The organism is Desulfomicrobium norvegicum (genome assembly GCF_900114595.1).
GTDB lineage: Bacteria > Desulfobacterota > Desulfovibrionia > Desulfovibrionales > Desulfomicrobiaceae > Desulfomicrobium > Desulfomicrobium macestii.
Map to the genome: position 1 here is coordinate 1 of NZ_FOTO01000005.1, position 23,610 is coordinate 23,610.

The window sequence follows — 23,610 nt, forward strand, 5'->3', positions numbered from 1 at the left end:
TAAAATTCAATGTGTTACATGAACCGCCGTATACGGAACCGTACGTACGGTGGTGTGGGAGGACGGCGGGGGTGACCCCGCCTCCTACCCGATTGTGTGGGTTTGCGCGTTGTGTCTTACGAATCGAAGAAAGCCATCCGGTTGCGGGTGCTCTTTTGTTCGCCTCATGTACGTATTGTTCGGTAGCTCTTAAGTGGATTATGTATGACAAAAGAAGTAGTTGCCGTTTGTGCAACTTTTATCGTAACGACGTTACGCAAAAAATGTGACTACGATTGATGATCAATGAGAGTCACTTTTTTTTAGGGGTGAGCTGTTGCCACTGCCTTTATGGGATGATTCAAACTTAAGATTTGTTCCAGATTTCGGTTTGGAGGGGCAGATGTTTGTTCGAGTGGCATTAAAGAAAAGTCAAAACGAGACTAGACCCTCTTTGTTTCCCCATGAAAAAAAGATATGCAAACAACTTATTTTGTGGCCGTCCCTATTGAAATCATGTCGTGGCGACGATAACTTATTGAAACTCCTGTATAACGACATGGACCATGTTTCTAAAGAGTGGCCAAAGGCTTCGTAGATCGTCCCTATGACTAGATTTTATTGGTTCTTCGACGTTTAATGTGGAATTGACCGACCTCGCCCAGTTTGGATAGCCCTCCCTCAGGAGGATTGCCATGCTTGCCGAACAAATATTCGCCTTGGGTCTTGGTCTCACGCCACCCTGGAAAGTTATGAGTCAGCGCCTTGATACAGACCATAAGCCAACTAAACTCCATCTGGAGATCGGTGCCGACCGTGGAGCGCTATATCCGTGCCCTGAATGCGGCGCCGCGTGCAAGGCGCATGACTTCAAGGAGTACACGTGGCGGCATCTCAACTTCTTCCAGCATCATTGCTACCTTACGGCCCGACTCCCGAGGATCAACTGTCCGGAACACGGGATCCGTCGCGTGGAAGCACCGTGGGCCAGGGAAGGCAGCCGCTTCACTCTGCTTTTCGAGCAGGTGGTCATGAGCCTCGTCCGCGAGATGCCGGTCAGCGCCGTAGCCCGACACGTTGAGGTCACGGACAAGCGCTTGTGGCGCATCGTCCGCCACTATGTGTCCAAAGCCATCGCCGCGCTGGACCTGAAGAGCCTCAAGGCAATCGGCCTAGACGAGACCGCCTCCAAACGAGGCCACAACTATATTACCGTCTTCATCGACCTGGACCGATCCGACAAGCCCGTGATCTTTGCGACTCCCGGCAAGGGCAAGGATTGCCTGACGAAGTTCTGTGCGTTCATCGAAGCCCATGAGGGTCGTCCCGAGAACATCGTCGAAGTTGTCTGCGACATGTCGCCGGCGTTCCTCTCCGCAGTCGAACAGGAGTTCAAGTCCGCATCGGTGACAGTCGACTGGTTCCATGTGGTCCAACTCTTCACCAAGGCCGTCGATGACGTCAGAAAACTAGAAGCCAGGCAGACAAAGCTGCCGGATCACACCCGTTGGGCCGTGCTCAAGGGCGCTGAAAAAGAACGCACGCAGCACCAAGAGAATGCTCTCCTGGAGCTCGTCGAGCAGGGTTTCGCTACCGCCAAGGCCTACCGTGTCAAAGAACTTCTGCGCTGGGTGCGGCGGGCCGAATCAAAGCAGGCCGCCAAGTGGCGCATTACCCATTTTCTCAAGCATGCGGCGGAGTATGCTGCCGACTGCCCGCTCCTGGAGCCTGTGCGGAGCGCACTGGCAAGCTTCGAGAGGCACTTGCCGCGAATACTTCATCGTTGGCATTCCTTGCACACCAATGCGAGGCTCGAAGGCTACAATGGCCTATTCCAGGCGGCGAGAGCCAGGGCCCGAGGATACCGAAACGTGGAGAACTTCATCACCATGGTCTACCTGATCGCGGCCCCGATTCAGGTCTTGGTGGCTTCATGAATTCCACATTAAACGTCGAAGAACCATTTTATTGAAAATCCCAAGGACTGATTAAGCTATGACACCAGAGCTGACCATCCTCATATCCCTGCTGAGTTCAGTAATTGCGGCTGTGACTACGCACTATCTCGCTTCCCGCAGGAAAAAATATGAAGTGCTCACAGAATTCCGGATCAAAGCCTATGTTGATTTTATTAATGCGGCAACGAAATTGGTTGCTGCTCGTCGTCTTGGGCGAGTTGAGGATGAATTGGAAGATCTGGCTATCCTTAACGATGCCAAAACGCGCATCTGCATATGCGCAGATGCCGAAATCGTGAAGGAGCTAGGAAATTTTTGGATTTCTGGAGGAACGTTTGAACAAGAAGAGGAAATCTTGGCATTTACACGAATGTGTATGTCCATCCGCAAAAGCCTTGGGAATAAAAAATACGACCTGATGGATCTCGGCATCTCTAACATTCTTTTCAAAATTGAGCCTTCAATCTATTCATATAGATTGAGGAATAATGAATTATAGCAAACATTTTTGCCCATATGGAAAATTAAATAGTCAGAAGCAATATGAAAAAAAACATATTCATTGATTCCACATGTCTATTTAGTCAAAAAAGCCTACTCGATTCTTTCTCTAAGCCGAAAGAAGATGTCCTAAATTTGTATGACATGTCTTTTTATTACGCTTGGCCAAAGCAAATAATGACTGACTTTTCAATTTATATGTCAGCAATAAACCCTTCGCTTGCACCTGATAATTTTGAAGATCATATCTTTCACAAAAGTAAAGTATGTCAAATTTTAGCAAGAGAACAAGATCTAATCTGGGAGTCTGTAGAAAAATTAAAAAAAGCGGGCTTAGTGAATATTATTAAATTTGACGATCCGTTAGGTCGGTATGATGAAGATGAGCCATTTGTTACGGACGAATCTTTGTTTGACCTTTGGTCAAGTTTGAAAATGAACGTCTTAAGGGCGCCTCATGATACCCAACAGGTTCTTAACATTGCTCCGCTAGATATTGATGTTGTTGCTCATGCTATCGCTACAAATAATATATATAAGTCGCAAAATCCAAAAATAGCAGATGGGACAATGGCTGGAATTATGGGAGTTCAGCATGTATTAATTGGTGAATATGACTACAAGAGTATTAGCCATATTAATCCAAATGAAATCGAAGAATTTATTTATAATAAAGAATCATTTTTTCAAAAAACAAAAGATGCAATCCATGAGGGACATAAGAAAATATTCGCAACATTTGTTGGCACTGCATTAGATTTCGTACCATTTATATCAAATGTAAAATCTATCTATGAGAAATATGGAGAAATAAAAGAAGCTGTATGCAAAATGGAGGAATATAAAAAAATTTCGATACTTGAAGCAAGGAAGGTGAAACTCCCCAAACCATCTTTGCAAAATTTAGTAGACAATTTTTCTATCTTTAGAATGAATTATAAATTACCAAAAAAAGATTTATAAATTTTATACTTTATTTCCATATAAAATTTATTATTCTTATACTTCTAATTTTTGACGCAAATCGTAAGATTGCATCAGTCATATGTGTTAATAATGTCGTATTTTTTAATACTGATCAATTACCACAAAATGTTATAAAAACAAGGTAGCAGCACCATGAATCTATTGCAGGAAGCTGTTAGCGCAAAAAATAATAGTAGTACGCATGGAGTGAATGAAAAAAATATTACCCCACTTCGAAAACGGAGTATTAATGGCGATCTTTACATCCGCGTTCCCAAAATAGAATCACTCATTGCTGAGTTGTTAATCCTACCGCGTGATGAGTTGATTGCTCGGGCGAAAATTACCCACCGCGAGGATGATAGATATGTCCCGAGTGAATGTCTCGTCTATTTTATCCGAACATGCCGACATGACGGTAATGCTAAGTGGTTTGAACGTATCTACAAAATTCTTATTGAGCGGGTGCTGCGTAGTCTGCCAAAAGCCGAAAACACCGACGGCAAGACAGAATCTCTGAGCCGTGGCGCGATCAGAGATTACGTGTTCGATCGATTTGTCGAACTATTAAGCGCGGACAGATCTACATATAACGATAAGCTCGACTTTTTTGAGGTGCGCTTTGATAGTGCACTAACTAAATTGAGGTATGACGCGCAAGATAAAGTATGGCTAAATGAAAAACGTTTTCAACCTCTTGAATATGAAGAAAAAAATAATGAACTGTCGGTACAGGTCGAGATGGCCGCAGGAACGTTTGATCCTACTACAGGGTCAGGTTTAGATGACGCGGATTACCGGTCTCGGTTCGATGCCGCGATTAATACTCTACCTCCTGAACAAGCTCGAATTATCCATATGTTAAGGCTGGGTGTCCCCATAGATTCGAAGGTTCCAAACGTCATGACTATAGCAAAAGCCTTAAACCGTTCCGAAAAGACTATCAGGACCTATCGCGATAAGGCCTTTAGCGCTTTGCGAGCGGCAATGGCTAATGGAGAAGAGCAGTGATCTCCCCCAATGAACGCCCCTCTTGTGAGGCTGTCCTCGACGCTTTCGCAGTTGAAAATAATCCTGACCGATTTGTCTTGGAACGCTACTTGGAGCTTTATCCTGAATACGCTAATAAACTAATTGATCTCTCGCTTGAGCTAAGCTGTGAGGCATACGAAGATACAGAGCCCCTTTCGGTTGCCGATCAATCACTGATAGATGCTGCCTGGTCATTACATGCAGCATCTATACCGAAGGAGCAGCTTGACCCTTTTGCATCTCTGACAGTTGATGATTTACGAAATATTGCCCGACAGTTGAACATGCCCCGGCAAGTTATAACTGCATTGCGGGAGAGACGAGTTTCCCTTGGTAGTATCCCCCGAAAATTTTTACAACAATTCGCAGCTTTGATGAATAGCTCCATCCCCCAGCTAGAATTGGCGTGGAGGCAGCCATGCCCATGCGGGATGCGTAGCTATAAATCTGACGACAAGCCAACAACAGGCAAACAGGTCAGCTTTGAACAAATTATGATTGATGCAGGGGTTCCAGTAGAAAAGATTGCCCGAATATTGTCGGAGATAGACTAATATGGACTGTGTGGAACTCGCCAGACAAGTCGCCGCAGAACTACACGCAAGTCTCGTTGCTTCTGGTGCTGATCCATGGACACCCTATGAATTTGCCGTCGCGGAAGCCAGTCGGCGAGGGCTCGACGTTGAACCTACCGCCCGAGGAGCTGCTGTCCTCAATGGAGCACGCGCGGTTTTTATTGCCACAGAAGAACTGATCCTTCACGAAAATGTTGGTTCTCGGTTTGATCAGGCCTTTTTAGTTGCACATGAAATAGGCCATGTGGCGCTTGGGGATAGCTATAATAACGAGCCCATATCGGCCATCGATCCGTCCCGAGCAGCCGAACCATCACCTGTTGGTATTGATAGAGTTGTTGATTACGGACGTAAGCAACGACGCGAAGTTCAGATGGACCTATTTGCTCGTGAATTACTGCTTCCGCGTAATGTTGTTCGAATGCTACATGTCGATGAAGGCCTTTCTGCGTCTGCCATTGCCGAAAAGCTTAGCGCGCCGTTCGAGGTCGTCGCGCAGCAACTACTTGACGCGTTGCTACTGCCTATAGTGCCCCCTGTTGCAGCCATTAAGCATGTCAAGCGACCACTGAATCCATTACAAATCGCCGCAGCAACACATAATGGTGATGCTTATCTGCTTGAGGCGGGACCTGGCACTGGCAAAACCCAAACATTGATTGCTCGTGTTGAGAATCTGTTGGAAAGAGGCGTCGATCCACGTCGTATCCTACTTTTGACCTTTTCGAACAAAGCTGCTGGTGAGATGGCGGATCGAATCGCGTGCATGAGGCCTGAGGCGGCGGCTGCGATGTGGATCGGCACATTTCACGCTTTTGGTCTTGATATAATCCGACGCTTCCATGAGGAGATTGGCCTATCAAAAGATCCGCGACTATTGGATAGGACGGAAGCCGTTGAACTTCTTGAGGAGGAATTCCCTCGCCTAGGTCTCAAGCATTACCGCAATCTCTATGATCCAACTCGAATTATTGTCGAGATACTAGCCGCTATATCAAGAGCTAAAGACGAAGTAATTGATGCGGAAATGTATGCAAAGCTTTCAAGATCCATGTTGTCAAAAGCGATTGATTCTAACGATCGCATAGCAGCAGAACGCTTAGAAGAAGTGGCAATGGTTTACGCAGCATATGAACAGATAAAATGTAATGCTCATTGTATAGACTTCGGTGACCTTGTCTGTTTGCCAGTGCAACTACTTGAAATTAATGTAGAAATATGCTCCTTATTGCAGGAGCAATATCATCATGTTTTGGTTGATGAATATCAGGATGTTAACCGTAGTAGTGTTCGACTGCTGACAGCGTTGCGGCCTAATGGTCGTAATCTTTGGGTTGTTGGAGATATTAAACAATCTATTTACAGATTTCGTGGAGCTTCATCTTTCAATATGACTCGTTTTGGCAAGCAGGACTTCGCGAATGGCATAAAAGGTCGTTTGAAACGCAACTATCGTTCTGTGCCGGAGATTGTTTCGAGTTTTTCCCGCTTTGCGAGCACAATGCTGGTGGGCGATGAGGATAGTAATCTTGAGCCGAGTCGAGCTAGCAATGGATATGGACCTGAATTGTACCTAGGGCAGCATGCTGAACAACAACAGGTTATCCTGGCCGACGCAATCGAGACCCTTCGAAGTGAGGGGTACACTTATAGCGACCAAGCTATTCTGTGTACTGGCAACGAAAAACTGTCGACGATCGGACAGGCTTTAGAATGCCTCGGTGTCCCTGTCCTATTCTTAGGCAGTTTGTTTGAACGAAATGAAGTCAAAGACCTTTTGGCTTTTCTCTCTGTTCTTGTCGATCGGCGAGCCCCGGGTTTTGTGCGTATTGCGTGTTTGCCCGAATTTGCAGCTTCTTTGGAGGATGTTGCCTCGGTTGTTAACTTTCTAAGGGAGGTCGAACATCTTCCAAACAATTGGCTGCAACAGAGTGAAACTATTTTCGGCTTAAGCGATGCCGGGCGTCAGGCCCTTTCCAATCTCGCTGCTGCACTCGATGGCTTCGACCAGACGGCTTCGCCATGGGTTGTCCTCGCAACTTTGCTTCTCGATCGTACGCGTATCGCCAGACGTTTCGCTATGTCCGAGGACTTGGCCGACCGCGCTCGCAGCATTGCAATCTGGCAATTTCTCAATTTTGTGCGGGTCCAGCCATCCGGGCAGGGCCTCCCCATCACTCGCTTACTCAATCGCGTGCGCAGGCTTATTCGCATTGGTGATGACCATGATCTGCGTCAATTACCAGCATCTGCGCAGCATCTAGACGCAGTACGCCTAATGACTATCCATTGCGCTAAAGGCTTAGAATTTGACTGTGTTCATATCCCAGGCCTCAATAGTGATACGATTCCGCGTACATCGCCAATGCCGCCTTGCCTAGCACCGGACGGTATGATCGAAGGATCTGAAGATGACTTTATTAAAACATTTCGTGCTGGTCAGGCCGAAGAACAGGAGTGCCTTTTCTACGTGGCCCAATCGCGAGCTCGTGACCGCCTGATTCTTTATGCGTCGAACGAGAAGAGTAATGGTAACAACAGGCCACTTTCGCCTTTTCTCGATCGTCTCGGAAGCATTCTGACATGCCGTTCAATCGAGCCCAGCCGTTTCCTTCCCCGCGCGGCAGATTCACAGAAGATTGACTTAATTGTCGAAGGGCGACTTCGATTCGGCGCTTCGCAGCTAGCCCTATACGAAACCTGCCCGCGTCGTTTCTTTTATACCCATGTTCTGCAACTTGGAGGTCGACGGTCTTCTACTGCCTTTATGCAAATGCACGATGTGATTCGTTCCGTACTAAAAGATGTAATTACGTCAGATGAAGCGATAAATTCGCACGAATTACGACATCGTACTGACTTGGCATTTGCAGGTACAGATCTTGCCAATCATGGATACAGCACATATTTTCGCGACATCGCACTAACAATGCTGCATTTTTTTATATCTAGTCGTGTAGGAACAATTATTGAATCTCCAGTTGTAGTCAATCTCTTGCTTGGAAATGAAGAGATAATTGTCACGCCTGATGAAGTTCTTGTGCGTCCAGATGGTGTCCGCACTGTGCGCCGTGTCCGAACGGGACACAAGCGTTCAAATGAAAGTAAAGATGTCGGCGCAGCAGCACTGATCCTGGCTGTCAAACAAGCCTATCCGGGTGCCATTGCAGAACTTGTCCATCTTTCCGATGGTCAAACGTCAAGATTATCCTTGTCAGATCGCGAATTAAGAGGGCGCCAAGACAAGCTCATAAAATTTTTCGTTGATATCAGAGCTGGAAAGTTTCCAAGAAATATTTCGTCACGAATGTGTCGGAATTGTCCAGCTTTCTTCGTTTGTGGACCAATGCCTTCCGGTCCTTTCAAAAAAAAATTTGTCTGATTTTACCGGTTGGCGAAGATCACTTCGATTGACCTCTCAAAGCCGCAGAATCACCTCGGCTTAAACCTATACGGAGGTCATTCATATGAACCCACACGAACTTCCTGATTACGACGATCTTGGAGAGGCCCTGCGCGAAGACCGGCCACTACGCCGGGCGCACTGGTATCGTTTCCTCCTCGCGCAGGGCGATCTCAATTTTCTAACACAGCAAGTCAGCGATCCCGTGCCGCTTGGCCGACAGTTGCTTGAGGCTGCGGGGCTGAATCCGCAAGATGGCTATAGTCTTTTTGGAATCCTTCCCTCGGGTGACTTCGAGGATGTGCGTCTAAATGAACCATTCGACCTTCGGGAGCATGGTACAGAACGGTTTGTCGCTTTCCTCACGGATCGCGATTTCAAGCTTACTCTCAACGGTAATGATTTGCGCTGGGGCAAGCCTGCGATCAGCGGTAACATACTATATTCACTTGCAAAAGCAGACGGTGAACTTGGTATTTTTCTTGAGGTCCCAGATGGCGAACAACGCCCTATCGAACCGCATGAACTGGTGGACCTGACCGGCCTTGGTATCGAACGGTTTGTCACAGCGCCAAAGCTGCCATTGAAATTCGAAATTATCGTCAATGCGCGGCCTCGCACAATAGAAAAATCAACGGTTACCTTTGAACAAATCGTGCAATTCGCCTTCCCAGGTCAACATGACTCTAAAGTCGTCTTTTCGATGACCTACCGACACGCAGCATCGTCTCCCCACGTTGGCGAACTAGGCCCTGAGGGGATCGTTGAAGTTAAAAAGAAAGGAACGGTGTTCAATGTCACACGCACTGTTCAGTCTTAATCCCGATCTGAAACGCCTGTTGGACGAAGGATACTTGGTTGAGCAGCAGAGCGGGCTCCTCATCATGCGAGAGGTGCCCTATGTCAACGCAAATCGCCAATTGAAGATTGGCACTCTCATTTCCAATTTAACGTTGGCTGGAGATAAGACGCGTGTTCCAGACACACATGTCGTCCACTGGGCCGGTGAGTTTCCGTGCAATGTCAATGGTTCGCCTATTCATGGGATAAAACATAATGAAGGCGATTTTGATCTTGGCCATGGAGTAACGGCTACTCATAGTTTTTCTAGCAAACCTGATGGAGGCTACACTGACTACCATCATAAAATGACGAGCTATGCCAATATTGTAGCTGGCCCTGCTGCGGTTCTAAACCCCGGCATTACCCCAAGGATCTTTCGAGAACCAGAAAATGAAGAAAATAGTGTTTTTAACTATATTGAAACCGCATCTGGTCGTGTCGGAGTTGGATTCCTCACTGAACGACTTGCCAACGAACGGGTGGCTATCATTGGCGTCGGAGGTACTGGCGCTTATATATTAGACTTAGTTGCTAAGACACCTGTTCGCGAAATCAGAATATTCGACAGTGACGAATTTCTGACCCACAATGCGTTTCGTGCGCCAGGGGCTCCTAGCCTCAAAGATTTGCGGGAAGCGCCAAGAAAGGTCGACTATATGAAGAATATTTATGGCCGGATGCATCGTAATATTGTGACACACCCTGTCGCGTTGGTCGCTGGCAATCTCCACCTGCTTGATGACGTTACATTTGCGTTCCTTTCCCTGGACGCGGGTTCCGCTAAACATGCAATTATTGAAAAGCTAGAAGCGATAGGAGCATCATTCATCGATGTTGGCATGGGGCTCGAACTTAGCGAAGGCTCACTCGGTGGCATCCTTCGGATAACGGCAAGTACACCTGAAAAAAGGGACCATGTACTGAAACACGTTTCCTTAATCGGAGGAGGCGCGGAGGATGTCTACGCATCCAATATTCAAATCGCAGACCTTAATGCTCTGAACGCGGTGCTAGCGGTTGTTAAGTGGAAGAAAATACGTGGAATCTACCGAGATCTAGAGCAGGAACATCACTGTACCTATACCACTGACGGTAACACCTTGATTAATGGGGATTTTGGATGATAAAAAATAAACGACTTGAGCACCGTTTTGTCGAAAATCTTCCTGAAAAATTAGAGGCTGGAATTCTTTATATTTCTATAAAATACGCAACATCAGCCCACCTTTGTTGCTGTGGTTGCGGGGAAGAGGTTGTCACGCCATTTACGCCGACAGATTGGAAAATGACTTTTGACGGTGAAAGCGTATCGCTTCGTCCATCTATCGGCAACTGGACCCTGAAATGTCGCTCACATTATGTAATCGACCATGGAAAGGTAATCGAAGCAGGCCCGTGGACTGATACTCAAGTTGAAGCCGAACGCCGCCGCGATCGTACAGCTAAAGCCAAATTTTATGGGCAGCAACAAGCCCAACCTGTGCAACCCGTTTCCTCAAACGGCAGACCCCGGTTCTGGCAGCGTTTTTGGAAATGGGTGTCCGGGAAATAGCCTCTAGCGTGTGGCAGTCATGTGGCAAAATGTGTGTAGATGCGTGTAGAATGGTGGATATAGGTACCCATATTTTAGACATGACATTTAATAATATCAAACAGATAGGCGACCTCCATTCTTGATATTATCGGCCTGTCACGCCGGAGGCCGTGGGTTCGAGTCCCATCGGCCCCGCCATTAGAAAGTAAGGGATTTCAGTCGAAAGGCTGAAATCCCTTTTTTCTTTATGGGATCTGGTGTGGGTTGGCTGTTTTGACGTGCTCTTCAAGGTGGAAAACAAACGACAAGGCTATCCGGTAACGGGTGGCCTTGTCGTTTGTTTCTTGAGGTGGGGATCGGATTGGGTTTGTCGGTGGTTGCATGCGTGGACTTGATTGACGCCAGGCGCCATGAATGTATCGAAGCGATGCGAGACACGTGGGGCGGTGGCTGTTCAATCCCAATTGTAGCAGTTTAAAATCCCAGTTTGTTCGATGCAAAATCCCAATTTTAAATGCTAATTAAGTCATGAATACAGACTCTTATCATCGATTTCTGACTAAACGAATTGATGACGCGATGCAGGATACGCCGGCAGTTCTTATCAGCGGTCCGAGGCAGGCTGGCGATTCGACTGACGCGTATCTATAGCACCGTCAGCTTCCTACTCAAGTTGCCAGAAGACAGGCCAATGCCAGGGTATCCCCAGGCGACACATTTCCAACAAGGAAAACAATCGTAGGCCCATCGGCGGGATGACGACGACGGTGACCACCGCCTTTCCATGCTTAGCTACGGAGAGTTTTCATGTTTCCGAATTCATCTCCGACGGTCTGGATCAAGGAATAAGTATTCAGCTTTCTAAAAATACAATCCAATCCTAATATGACTTGTCGCCACATATTGCTAAGTGAGTCCTTCATGATTTTTTCCAAACAAAATCTTATGGAGGACCAGACAATGCGGAGTTTCGAAGGTTGGGCACCACCTGCGAGAGTGTGGGGGCCATGGATTGAATTGGCTAAGTTGACTGGTGGACCTCTTACATATCGAGTTGATTTTGATACCATATCAAGCGCAAGTTCGACGTTTGATGCCGAAATTCAATACTGGAACGGGCCATCGCAAAATGTTGATCTTGTAACAGGCCCCGGTAGCCATACATTTACTGCCGGGATCTGTTATTGCATACAACGCATCCGCTTCCGCAGTCATTCGCTAGGGCCAACGATTCAAGTGAAGGTGACGCCATGAAATTTGCATCCATCTGGGCCGTGTTGATCGTTTGTGGCCTCATGGCCTGCAAGGCCCAACCGGAAATCGAATTCGTCGTCGGCACTGAACGCGTCGTGGTCGAAAAGGTACAGGCAAACGTCTCCCTCGGCAGGGATGCTGCCAAACGCTACATGGTCGTCATCACCCTGCGGAACGACATCGCTGAAAGGTTGCAATCAGCGACATCACGTCATGTTGGCGGCTTAATGTCCCTGCGCATAGGAGATGTCTATGAACAGAGAGATATCCCGATTCATGAGTCCTTCCTGCCGGACACGCTGCATCTTGCCGTAGCTTCCGAGGAGGAAGCGCGGCGGATTGTCGAAATGTGGGGTAATGGAGAGCCTTGAGGCATTCGTGATCGTCACGTCACCGATGCTTTTCGTTAACACAGCAGATCGCCGTTTTTGAAGTTGTCCGCTGCGATCATGAGAAACTCAGTTTATGCGGGTTGATTTTTGGAGTTTTAGATGTGTTGAAGCAGAAATAATGCCATCCGGGAACGGGTGGCTTTTTGCTTTTCGGAGTACGTGTAAAAAGGACCTTTCTACTGACATACGCATGGCAAAAGAATTTATTGCCGTTTATGCAATTTTTCTTGTAGCCTATGTCCTTAAAAATTCACGCTAATGAAGCTGAGAATAACTGAGATGAAGGCTAGCTTCCATCACGTGTAGATCCGACTTGCACCCATTCCTTTTGTAGTAGTTTGAGTCAAACTAGATTTTATAGGAAAAAAGCCCAGATAAATAAGTCAAGATTCAAGATCTGCCTCAGATATGTTTGAAAACCGAGTCTGAGATTATCGCCATTAGAGTTGAGCAGATCATATTCTTTCAGCAACTTCAGCTCTTGCAAAAAAGCATGTACGTGGCTATTTATGTACTTTGATTTTGTCCTGCGCAGAAAAATGCATATCCAAATTACGCAAAAACGCACCTCTAACGCATGCAATTATCAGATTTATCAGAGATAAAAATATGAATTCCGCCAACCTTTCCGCAATCATCTCAGAAAAAAACGATTTTCGTCCACCACGATAATCGCAAAGACGCCCATCAGTGCAAAATTCAAGATACGGCGTTCCACGGAACGCCTTTTTTATTTTCCATCTAGCCGAAAATCATTCTTATACATAAAATCGGGGGCATTACGATGCTGAGTCAAACATTCTCTGAGCGGGACGCCGTTCAAAATAATTCAATCGATTGCCTGGAAATAATCATGCATCTCAAGGAAGGCATCGCCGTCTTGCGGGAAGGCTGTTTCGAATATGCCAATCCTGCGTTCATGAGCATCACCGGATGCCGGTGGGATATGCTCATTGGCAGGGCTTTGCCGGAACTGTTTCCCGCCGGGGAACGCGACGCGATCCTGCGCAGTCACGACGCGGTCCGCGCGACAGGTTTGGCCTCGACTCCCCATGAATTCTGGATCGAAACGGACCGGGGCGAACTGCGCATAGAGATGACCATGACCTTGCTGCGCTCCGGAGAGCCTGCTCCGGTGTTGGCCACGGTGGTCGATGTCACCCCGAAACGCAGACGCATGGACGAAATCAGAAAACTGAGCGATCGACTGCAAAGCATTCTGCACTCCATGCACGATGTGGTCGTCTCGCTTTCCGCCGAGGACGCGACAGTCTTGTCCATCAATCCGGCGGCCGAACTTCTGTACGGAATCCCCATGCGAAACTTGACCACGGCGTCCGAAAGCGACCTTATCGCCTTGGCCCACCCCGAGGACCAAGGCAAAGTCGGGGATTTTTACCGCTCCATCACGGTCAGGGAATTCGACGAACTGGAATACAGGATCGTCCGCAGCGACGGGACGGTACGATGGGTTCGCGACGAAGGGTATGTCGTTTTCTGCGCGTCACGCGGCATGCAGCGCATCGACCACATGATCCGCGATATCACAGAGGAAAAACAGGCCATTTTGGACCTGTACAGAAGCGAAAAACGGTACAAGGATTTTTTCCATAAGACCAAGGACATGGCGTTCAGCGTGTCGCCGGAGGGAGTGTTCCTGGACATCAACGACGCAGGCATCAAACTGCTCGGCCTGCCCGGTCGAAAGGCGGCCCTGCGCAGCAGCGTGTACGACTTTGTCGAACTCCCCGTGGCCTTGGACGAGATGCTGCGCGAACTCAACGAAAGGGGACACGTCTCCAACCGGTCCGTGACCCTGAAACCGACGTCGGAGGTTCCTATCGAGGTGGACATCACCGCGCGGGCCAAGAAAAACGAATCCGGAGCCGTGCTCTATTACGAGGGAATCGCCTCGAACATCACGCAGGCCATGGAGAACCAGAGGAACCGTGTGCTGCGCAATACGGCCGCAGGCATGTGCCACTACCTGAACTCGCATCTGATGCACATTTCAAGCGCCCTGGACGGAATGGAGGAAGAGCTTTCGGAAATGGACGAACGGTTCATCATCTCAGCGCGGCCAGAGGAAAAGGATGAGATCTGGGGCTCCGGACGCGATGCCTTGAGCGGATACATCCGGGACGTGAATCTGGGATACAGGAAAATCAGCAAAATCACGCGGGCCTTCAATTCCGCATTCCTGACCTATCGGGAAGAATCCTATCTGGACAAGACGATCCTCGACATCTTCAGCGCGTGCCACCCTGAGGGTTTCGACTGAGATTCACGGTGCGCCCCTTTTTCCTTGCGCCCGGTATCATTCTGGATAGCTGCCGGGTTGGCCACAAACCCGGTAGCCCTCGTCCATCAACGCATCGACGATCCAATACCAGTTGAAGGTCGACTCGATGGCAATCTCTTGCAGCTGATCCCGATAGGCAGCAAGCGGATGCAGAATTGTCTGAACATCGTTAGCAAGCTTTCGTTTTTCAATGATCTTTCCTGCATCATCGACGACAGACAAGAAATTTGAATTTGAATTTGAATGCAAATCGATTCCTGCGTATAGAGCCATCGGACACCTCCAATATGAGTGTTTGCCAACTCCTATATAGCAGAGGAATCGGTCATCTGCTATTTTCGGAGGTGTCCTTTTGTATGAGTATCAGATCTTGAATCTTGAGTTTTTCGGGCTTGGTTTCTGAGACCAGGAGTAAAAATTATTCGAAAATGGAATAAATCAAGATTCAAGATCTGACCCTTGATTTGTTCGATTTGTGCTGTGGTCTTCTTGACTCCAGTTGCCATCTTTTGACTTGGAAGACGAAAGGCCATCCGGGAACGGGTGGCTTTTGTCGTATCAGAGGGGTGTGGGGGGGCGGAAGTCATGAACGCAAATATGTATGACAAAGCAATCGCTTGCCGTTACCGCTACTTTTTTTGTAACGACGTTTCTGCAATACGTTCCATTTCGGAGAAAAGGCGGATGATGGTTTGATTCAAAATTCAAGATATGCTCTCCTCCCCCAGCGCTCAGAGTAGGGGCATGAGAGGACAAGGGAGATATGACAAATGATCAGCATTGAGTTCTTCATCACATCGTTAATTGTGGTGCTCATTCCTGGAACCGGGGTAATATACACCGTCTCTACAGGACTTATCCAGGGTCGAAGGGCAAGTGTATTCGCCGCACTAGGATGCACGGCAGGGATACTCCCGCACCTCATGGCCACGGTTCTGGGTCTTGCCACCATCATGCACACAAGCGCGCTTGCATTCCAGACTCTGAAATACGCTGGGGTTGTCTACTTGTTCTACGTTGCTTATGCGACTTGGCGTGACAAAACGGCTTTCGCCATTGACGCAAACCCCTCTGCAAAAACGGCCGCTGGTTTGGTCGTAAAAGCGTTTTTGATCAACATTCTCAACCCCAAACTGACCATCTTCTTCTTGGCTTTCCTGCCGCAATTTATTCAACCAGGCACGGATCAGCCTCTTTTCCAGCTTCTTCTACTCAGCGCTACCTTCATGGCTATGACGTTTATAGTATTCGTAATCTATGGTTTTCTTGCCCATGTGTTCCGCAAGACCGTTATCGAGTCTCCACGAGTGCAAACCTGGCTACGACGCGGATTCGCCTCTGCATTTGCCAGCCTTGGGGCGGAACTTGCGCTCACAGATTGATGGAGCCTGTTTGCGTCCACGAAATCTGCCGTTCGTCCTTGGAAGGGGTTGTTGTTGGCGCAGAGAGCCATTCACTCCGATACGCAGCTATCCTAAGGTCTGCCATAAGTACAGCTATACTCCGGCAAAAGCAGCTGCCGCGATAGGTATGAATTGCTCGGTGATAATTAAAATTATTCGGAAATTGGAACAATTCAAGACTCAAGATCTGACCCCAGGCTCCTACCTTGTCCTAATGAGCTTTGCGCGACACGAATATATGCGCCGTAGGCGGAATTGGTGCGTCGCAGTCGAGGCTGCCCGCAGGGAGCACCAGAAGCGTGCCGTCCATTTGTATGTTCGGCAGGGCAGAGCCACATTCGGCGCAGAAACTTTTTATGTGATCTGTATTTTTGAAGTTAAAGACTTTTATCAAGTTCTCGCCCGATAGCCAGCGAAGGGTCGCCGTGGTCGAAAACAGGTTGGCCGCATGGGCCGAGCCGGTATCCTTTCGACACCGTTCGCAATGGCACAAATAGAAACTCTCGAATTCGCCCTCGACCTCGAAGGCGACCTTGCCGCAGAGGCACGATCCCGCATAAATCACGCTTACACCTCCATGTTTAGCGCCGTTTGTCAGGCGGCGGTGCTGAAACCGCCGCGCAAAGCGTGAATTATAGATGCGTCATGCATCGATTGGCAACGCCAGTTCTGGCACCATCGACAATCCGGCAGCAGGAAAGATTTCCAGTCGCTCACGCAACCCCCTGCCCAAAGAATAGCATGTTTTTCAATATGAAAAGACGATTGATTTTGCACATTCCATCTTGTCGTACAAGTAACTGCCAGAATTCAAAGTAATATATATTGCAATAAAGCACTATAGAATAAAATATTGTATGACAGAGAAAATTGCAAATTTCGCTAGATAATTCTTGATTTATTTGGTAACAAATTCTCTAAAAATAAAATTTCATGTAAAAAATGTTACTTTTCGTCATCTTTGCGGCTTTATCCTGTACTGACGAAGCGTAGTTAGCTTAGATTGCGGATATTTATGTAAGAAATACCGTAAACGTTCTATGCAGAGAGAAGGAGTAGGCCAAAATACGACCGTATAGAATCAATGTTCCAGATGGAAGTCTTCCTTATAAAAAAAGCGTAAAAAACAGATTTTTATTCGTTAATTTATGATAAATTATTAATATAAATTATAAAATCTCCGAAAACATTCTTCAAAAATGATATATATTCAAGATGAAATTACATCGATAAAGTTTATAAAAAAGCAATATTTATATGATTCTAAAAAAAAGGATATACTCTTACTTCTACTGGGATAATAGAAGATTCAAGATCTGGAAACCTGATTCCTCGCGTTAATCAGGTCGTTCGTTAGCTGGAACCTATTACGCGGGCGTTAACAGTCCAGGGTTCGATAGGTCGTGAAGGCAAGTACAGACAGACTAGAGGTGTCAAATGAAGCGGATCGTTATTGCATCGGATGGGACGTGGAATTCGCCAGAGAACGAGGTGCCCACAAATGTGTTAAGGGTTGCCAGGGCCATTTCGCCACAAAGCACAGATACCATGCGGCAGGTTGTCTTTTACGACTGGGGAGTAGGGTCGGACCAGAAGAAACTGAGTGGAGGTATTTCTGGCGTTGGAATCGACAAGAACATCATGGACTGCTATCGTTTCATAGTTCAGAACTACGATGTCGGAGACGAATTGTATTTGTTCGGATTCAGTCGAGGAGCATATACAGTCCGGTCACTTGCTGGGATGATACGCAACTGCGGCGTACTTAGGCGCGAGTTCGAGCGGCATATTCCGAAAGCTTTCGAACTCTACCGCGACCGTGGAAAGAAGTCTGCTCCGGACGAGACAAGCGCGAAGGAACTCCGAGCCGAGTACTGTGTGGCGGATCAAACGCCAATCGAGTTTGTCGGCGCGTGGGACACGGTGGGAGCACTCGGCATCCCGATTACGTTCTGGGGGCTAATGAACCATAAGTCGGCATACCTGTTTCACGACACCTCGCCTAGCCGTACCGTGAAATGCGCACGGCATGCTCTGGCAATTGACGAGACGCGAGAGGACTTTACACCCGTTCTCTGGGACGAAGATAAGCTCGGAATCGACCTCAAGCAGGTGTGGTTTGCCGGCGTGCATTCCGATGTGGGTGGAGGCTATGCAGACAACCATCAACTCGCGGATATCGCCTGCAATTGGTTACTTCAAGAGGCAGAGGCAAGAGGCCTCGTGATTGAAGAGCATGCGACAGCGACACTGCAGCCGAGTCCAATCGGCAAGCAACACGACGAGTTTAAGGGAATGTACAAGCTCCGGGGAAAGACATTCCGCGAGATACATAAGGAGAGCTTGATCCACCGTTCAGTGAAGGATCGCTTCGAGAAGATGGGGAGTAGCTACCGAAGCCCAGCCCTGCGGAAGTTTCTCGAATTGCACAGCAATGACTGGTCGACTGTTAACATCGTCTCGTAGTCCAAGAGGTGGAGGGGATACTTGCTAAGCTGGCGATTCAGGGTACAGGAAAGGGTTGAGGTCTTGAATATTGAATTTTTACGGGCATGACCTTTCGCTCTTTGGGGACGCCTTGGCTGGCGCAGAGAGCCATGCATCCATAAGGCCTGCCATGAGTTGCAGCTATACTCAGGCACACGTCGATACCGCGATAGGTTTAAATTGTTCAACGATAAGTAAAATTATTCGGAAAATGAGATGATTCAAGATTAAAGACCTGCCCCTACTGCCCGCTATGTTGAAGAAATGCAGGAAATGGCCGAGTTTTCTACAAGTCGTTATGGTTTATTTGTTATAGACGAGTGTTCGCCGGAGTTGCGGAGTTGTGCGGAGAAGATTTTTGGGCGGTTGAATCTCGGATGTATCCACTAATACATTAACAGGGTCTTGAACCTGAGCGTATTTTCGTTCGCTTCGCTCACTATAAATGCGCGGATTATGGCTGCATAAGAATAGCTTTGCATACAATATATTGCATATCAGGTAGAATAATGGCATAGCAAAACTATATTGCGCTATAGGAAAGATTGTCTGAAAAATATAAAAACATCATTTTGCAATCAATATATTTTGGTAATAATCTATATAAAAAATGTTGGGAAAGAAATTAACATAAAGATGTGGCAGGAGACGTAAGTGGAAAAAGAAAATCGGGATGATGTTGCCCTTTGGGTGATAATCACTGCCTGCATCTTCATTCCAGTCCTTTTCGTCAGCCTTTGGGCATTCTATGACAGGTATTATCCACCTATGTTTATCGCAGTCCTTCTTGGCATTGCTGTCGCAGCGCTCACGTATCGTTATCTAGGAGGTGCATCAGGTTCTGAATTTTCCTTTGGTGTTCTAAAAGTTGCCGGATCAGCGGCACTTCTTCTTGGAACTGCATATCTAACAAACTGGGGTTTGTCCAAGCAGATGAATCAAGAAATTGGCCCAAATAAATTTGCTGAGGCAATATGTGAGCGAAATACAGCTCAAAGTGAACGGGATCAATTGAAAACTGAGGTTGGAAGTTTGAAAGGTGAGTTGGAAATCGCTGAGAAGAAAAAGGCTGAAGTTTTAATTAACGAAATTGAAAAATTATCTCCTTCTTCTGAATTAGGTCGTCGATTATCGGACTTAGCGATAAAGAAGATCGGTCCGTTTTCTGAAGTTATAAGTTTGAAAGACGTAAACGTTACCGTTGTGGGCTATGTAAAAGATAGAGAAGTTTTTTATGCATGTGAAAATCTTGGATTCGGAGGCGAGAAAGTACGTCTAACGCGTGTCGATTATAGTTCTGATGGTTCTGTTAGAACGTTAACTTGTCGCCAACGTGGAGTAATCCAAGCTACAGTTTGTAATGAAGCAACCCGCCGGTTTGACATCCAGATCGGATGTGACGCCGGGTTAATCTTGTTTCCTGAACATATCTCTAGTTGTGGAAGTGAGGGGGAAGTACGTTGGAGGGTGTCTAATGGCCCCAAAATTTTTAAAATATCAGCAGAGGTTCTATCCGATTGGCAGTAGCCAAACTCAGGATTGCACAGCGACGACAAACAGGAGGAAAGGGGCAGATCTTGAACCTTGAATTCTTCTGGACGATATCGACAGAAGCACCTTTCTTTCCGTGCTCGGGATAACATTGAGCCGATTTAACGCGAGTTGTCATGGCTATTGCCTGATGATGAACGCACGGCAAAACGGGGTCGCGGCAAAACGGGGTCGCATCTTGAATCTTGAATTTCCAGAAGTCCAAAAACTCATTAACTGAACGCGACGCTTCGGTTCATGCGCCTCCGCAGACAAGGGCGTGGCAATCCTTGGGAGTCAGAACCCGGATTCCCCAGTGGTTGCCCGAGAAGAATTCGAAATGGGCGGTGTTACCGGTGATGATGTAGCTTGCCTGTCCGGCGACGGCTGCTTCGGCGAAGGGGAGGTCGAAGGGATCAGGCGCGGTGGCCGCAAGCGGGCCAAGCGGGCCGGGCAGGACATGCAGGCCCCAGCGGTCCAGATAGTCGATCAGGTCGTCTCTCTCGTGCTCGGAAATTGCGCTGGCGAACTTCGGGCGTGACAGTACTTCCCGGTATTCCATGAGGATGCGGTCGTCGTGGACGCAGTGGAATCGTCCGGAATAGACAAGGTCGATGATGCGCGCCGGATAGGAATACACGCCAAGCAATCCCGAAACCAGCACGTTGGTGTCGATGACAACGCGTACGCTCATTCTGCGTCGGACCTGCCGCGTTTCGCCCTCACGTCTGAAATCTCCGCATCGATCTCCGCCTCGGAAATTTTATCCAGACCGGATTGCGCCGCCTTTCGTCGCACGGCGGAAAGCGCCATCTGCGCCCTGATGCGGCGTGCCAAAAGGAGGACTTCCTCGATGTCGTTGCTGTCGTGGACTGGTAGCAAGACGGCATATGGCTTGCCCCGGCTCGTCATGACGACTTCCTGGGTAGCGAGCGCTTCCCGGATTTTACCCGGTTCGTTGCGGAATTCGCGATCGGTGAATAATCTCATGCCGGTATCCTCTGCTTGGCTACAATATGGCTACATATTCGCTACAGTTATGAACCCGGACAATGCGTGTCAAGTGAAGAAATGGGCCAAGTTTCGCTGCTTCTATGTGGGAGCGGGGTCGCATCTCGAATCTTGAATTTTCAAAAATCTAAACAACTCATTCAATTTACTACACCTAATCATGCAGGAGACGAGGGGCAGATCTTGAATCTTGATTTTTGTCGGCACTGGGTCTCTGCGACCAAGTGTAAATATTGTTCGAAAATTGAATAATTCAAGATTCAAGACCCTCGATTTGTGCCCCTCAATTTGTGCAACCGCTGTGCGCGCTGTGCTTTTCTGTCTCTTACCCTTTTTCTTCCGACGACCGGGACTGCTTCCCGGTAATGGACTCAATGCTCATGCGCACGACCCAGGTGGCGGCGAGGGTGCGCTCGGGGACCGGGAAGGTGCAGGGTGCGTTGTACTTGGCGGCCAGGGCCTTGAGAACTTCGACCTTGAGGGTGTCATCCTCCACGAGGGTGGCCAGGCCGGTGCCGCAGACGCTGCGGTAGCGCGTCGTGGTCTTTTCCACGCGGATGTCCACTGCCGCACAGAAGCCCACCCTGGAATCGCGCTCGATCAGGTCCAGCTTGCGGCCCTCGGGGGCGCAGTGGATGAAGATGCTGTCCCCGTACAGGACGAAGTTGAACTGCAGAACATAGGGAAATTCGCCCGTGTTGAACGCCATGGAGACGACGTCCGCTTCCCGCAGCACGTCGTGCATGAAGGACTGGTCGGTGATCTCGCGATCCTTTCTTCTCATTTGGGCCTCCCAAGAATAGCGGGTTCGTGTTGTTTCGTGTGCATCATTCCTTGCCCGTACTTCTGGCCTTGATCAAACCCAAAATTCGGCTCTTTGACGGAACGAGGGCGACAAAGGGCAGCAGCAAGGAGACGAGCAGGAGGCAAGGGCCAGATCTTGATTCTTGAATTTTCAGGAGTAACTACTCTTCATGGTCCGCCCACTCCGTATAGAATTTCCGGGAGCATCTACCATGTGATATCCCGTGGTAATTCACAATCTTCCATATTTTTTTGATCCACTTATCGATGATCTGTCGTCTTTTTTGTAAAACACGCAACCAAAGAAACCCTTGCCTTTGACGTATCCATTCTAGTAGTCATTTCGGAACAGATTTTCAAAATATCTGAAATTTTCTGCGCTAATTTTCGCATCGCTTATCTATAGTTTCTTGTTATTAAAATTCATGAATATATCGAAATGTATATTATAGGAAATCTATATGAATCAAGATAATTACTGCAAGGATTTGAAAAGGTATTCAATAAGCCTGATTGTCTTTTTTGCGTTCATCTTTTTCTTTTTCACCCCAGCACACGCCAAAAACAAATGGCCAAGTCTCGCAATATCTGCGGATGGGACTCCGATTTCCTTCGAATCGTATGGTTCTGGAGAACCGACGCTCGTATTTGTCCATGGTTGGAGCTGTGATGCCCGCTACTGGCGGGAACAAATCCCCCATTTTTCGAAAAATCACCGCGTGATTGTGCTCGATCTTGCAGGCCATGGCCACTCGGGCATGGGGCGAACTCAGTACACCATGAGATCATTCGGAGAGGATGTGAAAGCTGTAACCGAGGCAACCGGCAGTCGCAGCGTCATCCTGGTCGGGCATTCCATGAGCGGTTCCGTCATCGCCGAGGCTGCCCGGCTCATGGCGGACCGTGTGATCGGGCTCGTCGGTATCGATACGCTTGAAAACATCGAATACCCGATGACTCAAGAAGAATTCAAAGGCATGGTCGGCCCGCTCGAAACAAATTTTCAGACCGGCTGCCGGCAATTCGTGGAGACGATGATTTCGCCGCGCACCGATGCAGAACTTCGTGAATGGATTATCGCCGATATGTCTGCCGCACCGCCGGATGTCGCATTGAGTGCCATGGAAAGCATGATGTCACAGTACATCACCGGCGAAGCCGCCAAGATATTCGAGGACATCCGCATACCCGTCAGGACCGTGAACGGCGACTTGTGGCCCATCGAATACGAAGCAAACCGGCGCCATATGTTTTCCTTCGATGCCATTGTCCTGAAGGACGCGGATCATTTTCTCATGCTGAATCGCGTAGAGGAGTTTAATTCCGCTTTGGAAAAAGCGATCGGTTCGTTTTCAACAAATGTCAAAAGCAAACCTGATCCCCGACTCTTGCGCGGCGACTGAAAAGCCGCTCGCGTCGCTGTCGAAGCACGGTATGTATTTGATACGGATCGACCTTCCGTACAGGAGAAGAGCGGACGCCTTTCTTGACCGGTGCATGAGAGAATCGCCTCACGTGTAGCATCAGCAATACCCTGTTACGTGATGGAATGATTTCTTGGATCGACGCTTCCTCGAATTGTAAAGCACGTGTCCATGTGCTAGCAGGATATGAAATTTGAGAAGGATTGTTCGGA

The 23,610-nt window shown here is 48.0% G+C and carries 21 protein-coding genes; 16 read left to right on the forward strand and 5 right to left on the reverse strand.

What is annotated here, in order from left to right:
* The first annotated feature begins 674 nt into the window (after positions 1 to 674).
* From BMZ24_RS09050 to BMZ24_RS09100, 12 genes are all read left to right on the forward strand, one after another.
* Positions 675 to 1,916, forward strand: coding sequence for an ISL3 family transposase (locus BMZ24_RS09050; RefSeq protein WP_092191471.1), 1,242 nt, complete (start codon positions 675 to 677; stop codon positions 1,914 to 1,916).
* A gap of 58 nt (positions 1,917 to 1,974) precedes the next feature.
* Positions 1,975 to 2,436 (forward strand): hypothetical protein, encoded by a 462-nt coding sequence (locus BMZ24_RS09055; protein WP_092191473.1) that lies wholly within the window; start codon positions 1,975 to 1,977, stop codon positions 2,434 to 2,436.
* Between the two features lie 44 nt (positions 2,437 to 2,480).
* Positions 2,481 to 3,401, forward strand: a complete 921-nt coding sequence (locus tag BMZ24_RS09060; protein WP_092191475.1) for a hypothetical protein — start codon at positions 2,481 to 2,483, stop codon at positions 3,399 to 3,401.
* A 156-nt stretch (positions 3,402 to 3,557) separates the two neighbouring features.
* Positions 3,558 to 4,415: an RNA polymerase sigma factor gene (locus BMZ24_RS09065; RefSeq protein WP_208599821.1), complete on the forward strand. Its 858-nt coding sequence runs from the start codon at positions 3,558 to 3,560 to the stop codon at positions 4,413 to 4,415.
* Entirely contained in the window at positions 4,412 to 4,990 is a 579-nt protein-coding gene (locus BMZ24_RS09070; protein ID WP_208599822.1) for a hypothetical protein, read from the forward strand. Before BMZ24_RS09065 ends, BMZ24_RS09070 begins: the two co-directional genes overlap by 4 nt.
* A gap of 1 nt (position 4,991) precedes the next feature.
* A complete protein-coding gene (locus BMZ24_RS09075; protein WP_092191477.1) occupies positions 4,992 to 8,393 on the forward strand; it encodes an ATP-dependent helicase in 3,402 nt (1,133 codons plus the stop codon).
* A gap of 85 nt (positions 8,394 to 8,478) precedes the next feature.
* A complete protein-coding gene (locus BMZ24_RS09080) occupies positions 8,479 to 9,234 on the forward strand; it encodes a multiubiquitin domain-containing protein (RefSeq protein WP_092191479.1) in 756 nt (251 codons plus the stop codon).
* Entirely contained in the window at positions 9,209 to 10,381 is a 1,173-nt protein-coding gene (locus BMZ24_RS09085; protein WP_092191481.1) for a ThiF family adenylyltransferase, read from the forward strand. Before BMZ24_RS09080 ends, BMZ24_RS09085 begins: the two co-directional genes overlap by 26 nt.
* Positions 10,378 to 10,809, forward strand: coding sequence for a ubiquitination-like system serine protease family protein (locus tag BMZ24_RS09090; protein WP_092191483.1), 432 nt, complete (start codon positions 10,378 to 10,380; stop codon positions 10,807 to 10,809). Before BMZ24_RS09085 ends, BMZ24_RS09090 begins: the two co-directional genes overlap by 4 nt.
* A 942-nt stretch (positions 10,810 to 11,751) precedes the next feature.
* Positions 11,752 to 12,045, forward strand: coding sequence for a colicin Z C-terminal domain-related protein (locus BMZ24_RS20485; RefSeq protein WP_425266272.1), 294 nt, complete (start codon positions 11,752 to 11,754; stop codon positions 12,043 to 12,045).
* On the forward strand, positions 12,042 to 12,416 hold the full coding sequence (locus BMZ24_RS09095; protein ID WP_092191485.1) for a hypothetical protein: 375 nt from the start codon (positions 12,042 to 12,044) through the stop codon (positions 12,414 to 12,416). The genes BMZ24_RS20485 and BMZ24_RS09095 overlap by 4 nt, the downstream gene beginning before the upstream one ends.
* 874 nt (positions 12,417 to 13,290) lie before the next feature.
* Complete coding sequence (locus tag BMZ24_RS09100; protein ID WP_161949100.1) at positions 13,291 to 14,718, forward strand: PAS domain-containing protein; 1,428 nt, start codon at positions 13,291 to 13,293, stop codon at positions 14,716 to 14,718.
* A 36-nt stretch (positions 14,719 to 14,754) separates the two neighbouring features.
* Here the strand turns inward: BMZ24_RS09100 and BMZ24_RS09105 are convergent, their stop codons facing one another.
* Positions 14,755 to 15,012 carry an IS110 family transposase gene (locus BMZ24_RS09105; RefSeq protein WP_244150324.1) on the reverse strand — a complete coding sequence of 86 codons (258 nt, stop codon included), beginning with the start codon at positions 15,010 to 15,012 and terminating at the stop codon, positions 14,755 to 14,757.
* A gap of 497 nt (positions 15,013 to 15,509) precedes the next feature.
* On the opposite strand from BMZ24_RS09105, the gene BMZ24_RS09110 reads away from it, so the two are divergent.
* Entirely contained in the window at positions 15,510 to 16,121 is a 612-nt protein-coding gene (locus tag BMZ24_RS09110; protein WP_092191489.1) for a LysE family translocator, read from the forward strand.
* Positions 16,122 to 16,353: 232 nt separating this feature from the next.
* Here BMZ24_RS09110 and BMZ24_RS09115 read toward each other — a convergent pair whose 3' ends face one another.
* Entirely contained in the window at positions 16,354 to 16,707 is a 354-nt protein-coding gene (locus BMZ24_RS09115) for a GFA family protein (protein WP_092191491.1), read from the reverse strand.
* Positions 16,708 to 17,579: 872 nt separating this feature from the next.
* Between BMZ24_RS09115 and BMZ24_RS09120 the strand changes: the two genes are divergently transcribed.
* Both BMZ24_RS09120 and BMZ24_RS19420 read left to right on the forward strand, forming a co-directional pair.
* Positions 17,580 to 18,608, forward strand: a complete 1,029-nt coding sequence (locus BMZ24_RS09120; RefSeq protein ID WP_092191493.1) for a DUF2235 domain-containing protein — start codon at positions 17,580 to 17,582, stop codon at positions 18,606 to 18,608.
* Positions 18,609 to 19,283: 675 nt separating this feature from the next.
* Positions 19,284 to 20,156, forward strand: a complete 873-nt coding sequence (locus BMZ24_RS19420) for a hypothetical protein (protein ID WP_143077865.1) — start codon at positions 19,284 to 19,286, stop codon at positions 20,154 to 20,156.
* 259 nt (positions 20,157 to 20,415) lie between these two features.
* On the opposite strand, the gene BMZ24_RS09125 is transcribed toward BMZ24_RS19420, so the two are convergent.
* The 3 genes from BMZ24_RS09125 to BMZ24_RS09135 form a co-directional block, all read right to left on the reverse strand.
* Complete coding sequence (locus BMZ24_RS09125; RefSeq protein ID WP_092191495.1) at positions 20,416 to 20,853, reverse strand: putative toxin-antitoxin system toxin component, PIN family; 438 nt, start codon at positions 20,851 to 20,853, stop codon at positions 20,416 to 20,418.
* Positions 20,850 to 21,149, reverse strand: coding sequence for a type II toxin-antitoxin system Phd/YefM family antitoxin (locus BMZ24_RS09130; protein WP_092191497.1), 300 nt, complete (start codon positions 21,147 to 21,149; stop codon positions 20,850 to 20,852). Before BMZ24_RS09130 ends, BMZ24_RS09125 begins: the two co-directional genes overlap by 4 nt.
* 346 nt (positions 21,150 to 21,495) lie before the next feature.
* Positions 21,496 to 21,954, reverse strand: coding sequence for a pyridoxamine 5'-phosphate oxidase family protein (locus BMZ24_RS09135; RefSeq protein WP_092191499.1), 459 nt, complete (start codon positions 21,952 to 21,954; stop codon positions 21,496 to 21,498).
* A gap of 481 nt (positions 21,955 to 22,435) precedes the next feature.
* Here BMZ24_RS09135 and BMZ24_RS09140 point away from each other — a divergent pair, with 481 nt between their 5' ends.
* The gene (locus tag BMZ24_RS09140) at positions 22,436 to 23,377 is read left to right on the forward strand and encodes an alpha/beta fold hydrolase (RefSeq protein ID WP_092191501.1); all 942 of its coding nucleotides are present in this window, start codon (positions 22,436 to 22,438) and stop codon (positions 23,375 to 23,377) included.
* Positions 23,378 to 23,610 lie beyond the last annotated feature (233 nt).

Bases quoted from the DNA above. Each gene is read 5' to 3' on its own strand.
- BMZ24_RS09100 (WP_161949100.1), top strand. From the start codon at position 13,291: ATGCATCTCAAGGAAGGCATCGCCGTCTTGCGGGAAGGCTGTTTCGAA.
- BMZ24_RS09110 (WP_092191489.1), top strand. From the start codon at position 15,510: ATGATCAGCATTGAGTTCTTCATCACATCGTTAATTGTGGTGCTCATT.
- BMZ24_RS09065 (WP_208599821.1), top strand. From the start codon at position 3,558: ATGAATCTATTGCAGGAAGCTGTTAGCGCAAAAAATAATAGTAGTACG.
- BMZ24_RS09080 (WP_092191479.1), top strand. From the start codon at position 8,479: ATGAACCCACACGAACTTCCTGATTACGACGATCTTGGAGAGGCCCTG.
- BMZ24_RS09125 (WP_092191495.1), bottom strand. From the start codon at position 20,853: ATGAGCGTACGCGTTGTCATCGACACCAACGTGCTGGTTTCGGGATTG.
- BMZ24_RS09090 (WP_092191483.1), top strand. From the start codon at position 10,378: ATGATAAAAAATAAACGACTTGAGCACCGTTTTGTCGAAAATCTTCCT.
- BMZ24_RS09140 (WP_092191501.1), top strand. From the start codon at position 22,436: ATGAATCAAGATAATTACTGCAAGGATTTGAAAAGGTATTCAATAAGC.
- BMZ24_RS09055 (WP_092191473.1), top strand. From the start codon at position 1,975: ATGACACCAGAGCTGACCATCCTCATATCCCTGCTGAGTTCAGTAATT.
- BMZ24_RS09085 (WP_092191481.1), top strand. From the start codon at position 9,209: ATGTCACACGCACTGTTCAGTCTTAATCCCGATCTGAAACGCCTGTTG.
- BMZ24_RS09095 (WP_092191485.1), top strand. From the start codon at position 12,042: ATGAAATTTGCATCCATCTGGGCCGTGTTGATCGTTTGTGGCCTCATG.
- BMZ24_RS09060 (WP_092191475.1), top strand. From the start codon at position 2,481: ATGAAAAAAAACATATTCATTGATTCCACATGTCTATTTAGTCAAAAA.
- BMZ24_RS09120 (WP_092191493.1), top strand. From the start codon at position 17,580: ATGAAGCGGATCGTTATTGCATCGGATGGGACGTGGAATTCGCCAGAG.
- BMZ24_RS09135 (WP_092191499.1), bottom strand. From the start codon at position 21,954: ATGAGAAGAAAGGATCGCGAGATCACCGACCAGTCCTTCATGCACGAC.
- BMZ24_RS09105 (WP_244150324.1), bottom strand. From the start codon at position 15,012: ATGGCTCTATACGCAGGAATCGATTTGCATTCAAATTCAAATTCAAAT.
- BMZ24_RS20485 (WP_425266272.1), top strand. From the start codon at position 11,752: ATGCGGAGTTTCGAAGGTTGGGCACCACCTGCGAGAGTGTGGGGGCCA.
- BMZ24_RS09075 (WP_092191477.1), top strand. From the start codon at position 4,992: ATGGACTGTGTGGAACTCGCCAGACAAGTCGCCGCAGAACTACACGCA.
- BMZ24_RS09130 (WP_092191497.1), bottom strand. From the start codon at position 21,149: ATGAGATTATTCACCGATCGCGAATTCCGCAACGAACCGGGTAAAATC.
- BMZ24_RS09050 (WP_092191471.1), top strand. From the start codon at position 675: ATGCTTGCCGAACAAATATTCGCCTTGGGTCTTGGTCTCACGCCACCC.